Source organism: Tsukamurella sp. 8F (assembly GCF_029167375.1).
Classification (GTDB): Bacteria; Actinomycetota; Actinomycetes; order Mycobacteriales; family Mycobacteriaceae; genus Tsukamurella.
This window is the reverse complement of sequence record NZ_JARFTP010000059.1, coordinates 1-7,765: the sequence shown is the minus strand read 5'-3', so window position 1 is coordinate 7,765 and position 7,765 is coordinate 1. Positions and strand designations below refer to the sequence as shown.

General features: G+C 71.1%; 8 protein-coding genes. 4 read left to right on the top strand and 4 right to left on the bottom strand.

All coding sequences use genetic code 11. The features are described from left to right. Positions 1–149: 149 nt before the first annotated feature. Complete coding sequence (locus tag P0W64_RS22345; protein ID WP_275482405.1) at positions 150–884, top strand: DUF2470 domain-containing protein; 735 nt, start codon at positions 150–152, stop codon at positions 882–884. Positions 885–1,012: 128 nt separating this feature from the next. Here the strand turns inward: P0W64_RS22345 and P0W64_RS22340 are convergent, their stop codons facing one another. Further along, entirely contained in the window at positions 1,013–2,455 is a 1,443-nt protein-coding gene (locus P0W64_RS22340) for an NCS2 family permease (RefSeq protein ID WP_275482404.1), read from the bottom strand. Positions 2,456–2,524: 69 nt separating this feature from the next. On the opposite strand from P0W64_RS22340, the gene P0W64_RS22335 reads away from it, so the two are divergent. The 3 genes from P0W64_RS22335 to P0W64_RS22325 all read left to right on the top strand — a co-directional run bounded on the left by P0W64_RS22335 (position 2,525) and on the right by P0W64_RS22325 (position 5,624). Continuing rightward, entirely contained in the window at positions 2,525–3,286 is a 762-nt protein-coding gene (locus P0W64_RS22335) for a CPBP family intramembrane glutamic endopeptidase (protein WP_275482403.1), read from the top strand. 653 nt (positions 3,287–3,939) lie between these two features. After that, the gene (locus tag P0W64_RS22330; RefSeq protein WP_275482402.1) at positions 3,940–4,953 is read left to right on the top strand and encodes an LCP family protein; all 1,014 of its coding nucleotides are present in this window, start codon (positions 3,940–3,942) and stop codon (positions 4,951–4,953) included. Between the two features lie 56 nt (positions 4,954–5,009). Beyond that, positions 5,010–5,624, top strand: coding sequence for a TetR/AcrR family transcriptional regulator (locus P0W64_RS22325; protein ID WP_275482401.1), 615 nt, complete (start codon positions 5,010–5,012; stop codon positions 5,622–5,624). On the opposite strand, the gene P0W64_RS22320 is transcribed toward P0W64_RS22325, so the two are convergent. From P0W64_RS22320 to P0W64_RS22310, 3 genes are all read right to left on the bottom strand, one after another. Next, positions 5,621–6,520: a DUF5926 family protein gene (locus P0W64_RS22320; protein WP_275482400.1), complete on the bottom strand. Its 900-nt coding sequence runs from the start codon at positions 6,518–6,520 to the stop codon at positions 5,621–5,623. The two genes, P0W64_RS22325 and P0W64_RS22320, sit on opposite strands and share 4 nt — an antisense overlap. An 11-nt stretch (positions 6,521–6,531) precedes the next feature. After that, entirely contained in the window at positions 6,532–7,323 is a 792-nt protein-coding gene (locus P0W64_RS22315; protein ID WP_275482399.1) for a glycerophosphodiester phosphodiesterase family protein, read from the bottom strand. Further along, on the bottom strand, positions 7,305–7,765 hold a 461-nt coding region (locus P0W64_RS22310; protein WP_275482398.1), incomplete at its 5' end, for a DUF4328 domain-containing protein. The genes P0W64_RS22315 and P0W64_RS22310, both read right to left, overlap by 19 nt.

The following is a 7,765-nucleotide window of genomic DNA, read 5'->3' as shown; positions in this document are numbered from 1 at the left end:
CGCCACGACCAGCCCGTCGAGCAGATCGAGCGGCTCGCGTGCCGGTCCGAGGAGTTGCAGATCGATAGCCATCTCCTCGAGCCTATAGCTTGCGCACGGCGCCGCCGTCTTTTAGGTTAGGGTTACCTACGGAGCTGAAGGAGGCCGCAGTGAGCGCACCCACGATCGTCGAGCCCACACCGGCGGAGCGCATCCGGAGCGTCTGCATGGTTCCCCATGCAGCCGTCCTGGTCACCGATGAGTACGACGCGGTGACCATCGCGCTGCACCACGTGCTGGGCGAAGAGCTGATCGTCGCGGTGTCCGACGACGCGCCTCCCCTGCACGGCCTGCAGGCGATGGTGGAGATCAACGACATCTCCCCGCTGCCGCTGCGCGAGCGCACGCGCTCGCTCGTCTGGATCAGCGGCCGGATCTTCGAGACCCACGACGGCGCAGAGCTGGCCCGCCGCGTCGCTGACGAGAACCCCCTCCCCGGTCTGCTCGACGTGGGTAACGGCACCCGCCTGCTGCGCCTCCCGATCGACTCCGCGGTCCTGGCCGACGCGTCCGGCGCGGCGTCCGTCACCGGCTCGGAGCTCTCCATCGCCCAGCCGGATCCGTTCGCCGACTACGAGTTCTCCTGGCTCACGCACGTCGAGAGCGGCCATCCGGAGATGCTCGGCCAGCTGTCGCGGCGCCTGCCCGGCAAGCTGCGCGGCCACCGGATCCGCCTACTCGGCATCGACCGGTACGGCATCCGGCTGCGTGCCGAGCACCACGAACTGTCGGACGCGGACGTCCGCCTCAACTTCCCGCAGCCGGTGGACGACATGGCCGCGCTCCAGCGCGGCATCCGCATCCTCCTCGGCTGCCCGTTCCTCAACGGCCTGCGCGCGGGCTAGTCACGTTTCACGCGCGCACCCAGCGGCGGCCGTACGGGGGCGGCTGCCGCACCAAACGCCTGTGGGCGTCGTCATCGAGTATTCGTCGATGACGACGCCCACAGCCGCGTTCGCAGGCAGCCCCGGGCTCAGCGGATCAGCGACTCGATCGGTGCCTTGGCGAAATAGACGACGAACAGCGCGGCCACTATCCACAGCAACGGATGTACCTTGCGCACCTGGCCGCGTGCGACCTGCAGCACCACCCAGGTGATGAAACCGATGCCGATGCCGTTGGCGATCGAGTACGTGAACGGCATCGAGACCACTGTGAGGAACGCCGGCAGGGCGTAGTCGAACCGGGTGAAGTCGACGTCCCGCAGCTGCCCCATCATCATGGCGCCCACAACGACCAGGGCGGGCGCCGCCGCCTCGGACGGCACCACCTCGTACAGCGGCGTGAAGAACATGGCCGCCAGGAACAACAGACCAGTCACCACGTTGGCGAGGCCCGTGCGCGCCCCCTCGCCGATACCCGCGGCGGACTCCACGAAGACGGTGTTCGACGACCCCGAGCCGATGCCGCCCGCCACCGCACCGATGCCCTCGACGGTGAGCGCCTTGCCGATACCGGGCACGTTGCCGTCCTTCTCGACGAGGCCCGCCTCCTTCGCGAGGCCGGTGATGGTGCCCATGGCATCGAAGAAGTTGGAGAGCACCAGCGCGAACACCAGGACCGCGGCGGACAGCGCGCCGATCCGTGTGAACGCCCCGAACAGGTCCACCTGGCCGACGAGCGAGAGATCGGGCAACCCGCCGAGTGAGGACGGCAGCTCGGGGATGTTCAGCCCCCACCCGTCCGGGTTCTTGAACGACGGCCCGTAGCCGCCCACGGCCTGCACGATCATCGCGAGCACCGTCGTCGCGACGATGCCGATGAGCAGGCCGCCGCGGATCTTCCGCACCACGAGCACACCCATCAACAGCACGCCGACGACGAACACCAGCATGGGCCACGACGCCACCGAGTTGTCGATGCCGAGGCCCACCGGCACCGTCGTACCGGCAGCGTCCGGAATGCGCCGGACGAAGCCCGAGTCCACGAAACCGATGAAAGCGATGAAAGCGCCGATGCCGGCGGCGATGGAGGCCTTGAGCTCGTTCGGGATGGCCCTGAACACCGCGGTGCGGAAGCCCGTCGCACCGAGCACCACGATGATGATGCCGTCGATCACGATCAGCCCCATGGCCTCGGGCCACGTGACCTGCGGCGCGATGGTCACCGCGAGCAGGCTGTTGACGCCCAGGCCCGCGGCGAAGCCGAACGGGTAGTTGACTACGACGCCGAACACGATGCACATCACGCCCGCGATCAGCGCGGTGACCGCCGCGACCTGGGCGGTGGGCAGCACGTGCCCCAGCACGTCCGTGTTCTTGTTGTTGCCGGCGACGCCGCCGATGATGAGCGGATTGAGGACGACGATGTAGGCCATCGTGAAGAAGGTGACCAGGCCACCCCGGATCTCGCGCGAGACGGACGAGCCCCGTTCGGTGATCTTGAAGAAGCGGTCGACCGCTGGCGCTGCAGGCACCTATTACCCCTTATCGACGAATCGGATTCGACGAAACGAATCTTAAGCCGCCCGATCTACAGTGGCCGGATGACCGGAGACCGCGACAGACTCCAGCTGCGCGTCGAGGTCGCCGTGGTCCTCCTCGTCACGTTCGGCTGGTCGGGCCTGTACGCGCTCACGCAGCTGGTCGGATACCAACTCGGCGCAGGCGTCGGGGCGACGACGGTGGCCCTCAATCCCGTCCGATCGAAGCTGCCCGTGATCGATTTCACGCTGATGCTGCTGAACGCTCTGCAGCTGTTCGCGTGGGCGGCGCTCGCGCTGTACCTCCTGCGCCGGAGCGGCATCACGGCGGCCGCGCTCGGCCTGGGACGGCTGGACGGCCGCGGGGCCGCCCGGGCAGCGCTCTACGGGATCGGGCTGGCCGCGGCCGTCGGACTGCCCGGCCTCGGCCTGTACGCGCTCGGCCGCCTGCTCGGCGTGACCGCGAACGTGGAGGCGGCGAGCGGCGGGGTGCCGTGGTGGCGGATCGTCGCGTACCTGGTCGTCGCGGTGGCCAACGCCGCTGCCGAGGAGGTCGTCGTGGTCGGTTACCTGACGACGCGGCTGCAGCAACTCGGCCGCGGGGCCGCAGCGACAGTGCTGCTGTCGGCGCTGCTGCGCGGCAGCTACCACCTGTATCAAGGGTTCGGCGCGGGCCTGGGCAACGTGGTGATGGGACTCGTCTTCGGGGCCGCCTACCTGCGTTGGCGGAAGCTGTGGCCGCTGGTCGTCGCGCACGCTGTGATGGACGTGACGGTGTATGTCGGATACGCCGTTCTCGCCCCGCACCTGGGTGTTCTCAGCTGAATCTTCGATTTCGGGCCGTACAGTCGGGAGCCGTGAACAACGACCGTGGACGCCGAGACGGCGGGGAGTACCGGCCGCCGCAGGCGTGGTCGGAAGCCCCGCCACAGTTCCGTGCGCCCGGCCCCGGGCGCCCGCGCGGCCCGCAACCACCGCGCGGCGCACAGCCACCTCGCGCAGCTCAGCCGCCCCGCGGCGCCGGGCAACCGCGCGCCGGGCAGCCGCCCCGCGCCGAGCGCCCCCGGGCCGGTCAGCCGCCGCGCAACCCACCGCCCCGGATCCAGCCCCCGCGCGGTCAAGCGCCTCGCAACCACCCGAACAACCGGTCGCCCCGCAACCCCGCGCCGGGGCCACTGCCTCCGCGCAACCCGACGCCGCGCAACCAGCCACCGCGCGGTCCCCAACCGCGTGGTTCTCAACAGAGCCCCGGACGGGGTGCGGGTGTCGACTGGGCTCCCCCGCAGCGCCCGGAGCCGATCGACCCGCGCCGGCCCAGCGGGCAGGCACAGCGGGAGGCGGAGCGCCGGCGCCGGGCGGAGGGAATACCGCAGCGCCGGTCCGCCCGCAAGGCCGCGGACGCCGCCCGGGCCGCCGTCCCCGCAGCGATATCCCGCGCCGCCGAGCGAAGGGCCCGCAAGGACCGGACACGAGGAGGCGTGGCACCGTCACCGGCGGGGCCGCGGGTGCGGCCCTCGAAGAGCGCGCGGCCCAAGCGCACTCGCAAGCTACCGGTCGGCCGGACGCTCCTCGCGGTGGTCGTGCTACTCGCGGTGGCACTCGTCGCATCGGTGGTCTACTTCGATTCGAAGCTGCACCGCACGGACGCGCTGGCCTCCTACAGCGGGCGCCCTGGCGACACCCCGGGCACCAACTGGTTGCTGGTCGGATCCGACACCCGGCAGGGTATGACCGCGGCGCAGCAGAAGGAGTATTCGACGGGCGGCGACCTAGGTGCCGGGCGCACAGACACGATCATGCTCGTGCATATCCCGCCGTCGGGTAAGCCACTGCTGATCTCGATCCCGCGCGACATCTACGTGCCCGTCCCCGGGCAGGGCAGTTACAAGATCAACGCCGCGTACTACCTGGGCGGCCCGAAGTTGCTGCAGCGGGCCTTCGAGGAGAAGTCGGGCGTACACATCGACCACTACGCCGAGATCGGCTTCGGCGGATTCGCGTCGGTCGTCGACGCCGTCGGCGGCGTGAAGATGTGCCTCGACGCGCCGCTGCGCGACCCCAAGGCGGGCCTGAACCTCGCAAGGGGGTGCCAGACGCTGAACGGGCGGACCGCGCTGGGCTATGTGCGTTCGCGCAACTTCCCGCAGGCCGACCTCATGCGCGTACAACACCAGCGGCAGTTCCTCTCGGCGCTGATGGACAAGGTGACCTCGCCCGGAACCTTGATCAACCCGTTCGCACTGTGGGGAGTTGCGAGCGGCGGAGTCGACGCGCTGACCGTCGACCGTAAGACGCACATCTGGGACCTCGCCCGCCTCGCATGGGCACTGTCGGGTTCCCCGACGACGGTCACGACCCCCACGGACGGATCCGAGTCCACCGACGACGGTGACGCGCTCGTGTGGGGCAGCGACACCGACAAGTTCTTCGACTACATCAAGGCAGGCCAACCGGTTCCGCAAGACCTCCTCGGCACCGGCTCGGCCGGATAGGCGCAACAGTGATACCCGACACCGGATCCCGCTATCGCCGCGGACGACCGCCCAAGGTGAACCGCGAGCAGGTCGTGGCCGCCGCCGCGGAGATCCTCTCCACCCAGGGCGCGAGCGCGTTCAGCATGCGTACCCTCGCGGCCAAGCTCGACATGAGCCCGATGGGCATCTACCACTACTTCGACAGCAAGAACGACCTGCTGGGAGCGGTGCTCGAGTTCCAGTCCTGGAGTTCGCCCGCACCCGAGCTGCCCGATGAGCCACGCGCGCGGCTGGTGGCGTTGGGGACGGCGGTCGTCGATCACCTGACCCAGCACCCGTGGGTCATCGACGTCCTGGCCGGGCAGGAGAACGTCGACGCGCGAACGGCCTGGGTGTTCGACGAATTCCTGCGCACGTGCGCGGCGCTCGGCATCGACGACGCCACAGCGGACCGCGCCGCGCAGGGCGTATGGCGGATCGCGCTGGGCGAGATCGTGGTCCGGCACAACACCGCCGACCGCGATCGCCGCGGCGTGGCGCCGTGGTACGTGGCGGACCCGCTGCCGCAGCAGACCGCCGGCCTCGACCTTCTGCGGGAACGGATCGCGGGGATCGCGCAGGCCGCCCAGCAATACGACGTACGCAACACCTTCACTGCGTACCTCGGCGCGGTGCTGCCCCCGGCTTAGATGGAGACCTGGCGCCCGCGCAGACCGTCGCGCGAGCGGCGCTGCTCGCCCGTCAGCTCGGACGTGTCGGCGAGCGCCTCGGTGATCCGCGCGGCGAGCGCACGCGCGGCGGGCACCCACTCGTCCGGGTGTGACTCCGGGTCGACGTCGAAGACGGGCACGAGTAGCCCGTCCGCGCGGAAGCTGCCCGCGAACCGCGAGTCCTCGCCGAGCGTCAGACCACCGGCCGCGTGGATCCGTGCGAGGGCCTTGAACAACTCGTCCTCGTCCGCCGGATGCACCCATCGCACGAACGCCTTGTCGCCGTGGTCAGCCCACCAGGGCGCGCCGAGCGCCGGATCGTCAAGTTGCAGGCGCGCGGCGGGGCGCACCAGCGAGTCGGCCTGCTCGACCAGCTGCGCGACCTCGGGCTCCGGCGCCACACCCTCGGCGAGCCACCAGGAGAAGTCGGGATGCACGGTGATATCCAGCGGCGCGTCCTGCACGACGTCGCCGAGCGAGCCGACGACCTCGTCGGAGAGCGAGTCACCCGCCTCGGCGGCAGCCGCGAACTCCACAGCGCCGGCCAACGCAGCGGCGGGATCCTCCGGGCGACCGCGGGTCTGTAGCGCGGCGTAGCCCACGACGTCGTCGCCCTCGATGCGCGCAAGGGCCTGGGACGCTCCGGGCAGTACGGTCGCGAGCCGCACCTGTCGGTCGCCGGAGCGCAGCTGCAGCGGTGCGGTCGCGGATGCGACGAAGTGCCGGAGCGCGATCAGGTCGCACTCTGCCGCGAGGCCCGCGAACGGCCGGGCCGCCGACGGTGCACCCGCCGCGGCACGCGCGCGCTGGGCCGCGATCTTCTCGGCCCGGTTGCTGCCCGGACGCGGGGTGGCGTTGCGTTCTCTTCTGCCCATGGTCGGCCAGGCTACCCGGCGGCGAGCCAGGCCCTGGCGCGCGCCGGATGGTTGGTCGCTACCTGATCGACGCCCAGCCCGCAGCACAGGGCGAAATCGGCCTCGCCGTCCACGGTCCAACAGTAGGTGAAGCGTCCCGCCGCACGCGCCCGCGCCACGGTGTCCGGCCGCTCCCGTAGCGATGCGACCGACGGGCCTATCCCGTGTGCGCGGACCGCCGTGGCCGTGCCACCACCGAGCAGGTGCGAGGCGTCGCCGAGGAGCACCGTCGGGACCTGCGGGGCGTTGCGCCGTACCCGCCACACCGCGGCGGCGGAGAACGAGATGATCGTGACGGGCGCGCGCAGCGGGTCGTCTGGCCGCGCCAGGCCGTGCCTGTGCAGCGCGGCCAGCAGCTTCTGCTCGACGAGCGGGCCGTACCGGACGGGGTGCTTGGTCTCGACGAACAGCCCGACCCCGCGATCCGCCGTCGCCAGCTCGATCAGCTCGTCGAGGGTCACGACGGACGCGGGCACGCCCGAGTGCCGCGACCCGAAGTCCATCGCGCGCAGGTCTTCCAGGGTCAGTTCGGATACCGCGCCGATGCCGTCCGAGACCCTCTCGACGGTGCGATCGTGTAGGCACACCAGGTGGTGGTCCTTGGTGAGCCGCACGTCGCACTCGAGCGCGTCCGCGCCGCCCACGATCGCGGCGTGGAACGCAGCCATCGTGTGTTCGGGATATTCGCCACTTGCGCCGCGGTGCGCGACGATGAGCGGCGCACGCGCCGCCCGGTCCGCGTCCGCTACGTCGCCATCACCCATCGCGTGCCCTCCCGGTCGGTCGCCTCGGCGGCGTCCGGGGTCGCCAGCCGGGTCAGCAGGTGCCGGGTGCCCAACAGGAACGCCGCAGCCACGAGGTCGACGACGATCGTGAAGGTGATCCCGTCGGCCGCATGCTGCAGGTCGCCGCCCGCGAAGCGCCACGCCAGGCACCCGACAGTGAGCATAGTGAGGCCGATCCATCCGGCCCACCACCAGCGGATGAACAGTCGGCGCCGGTCCGTGTCGGGCAGATCGCCCTGCGCGCCAAGTAGTTCCAGGGCCAGCACGGGCCCGGTGACGAGCGCGACAACGGGTGCGACGCAGCCCACCACGACCTGCCAGACGGGCCGGGGGTCGACGGTGTCCCGGCGCGGCGGGGCGCGGGGGGGGGGGGGGCCCCCCCCCCCCCCCCCCCCGGCCCCCCCCCCCCCCCCCGGGGGCC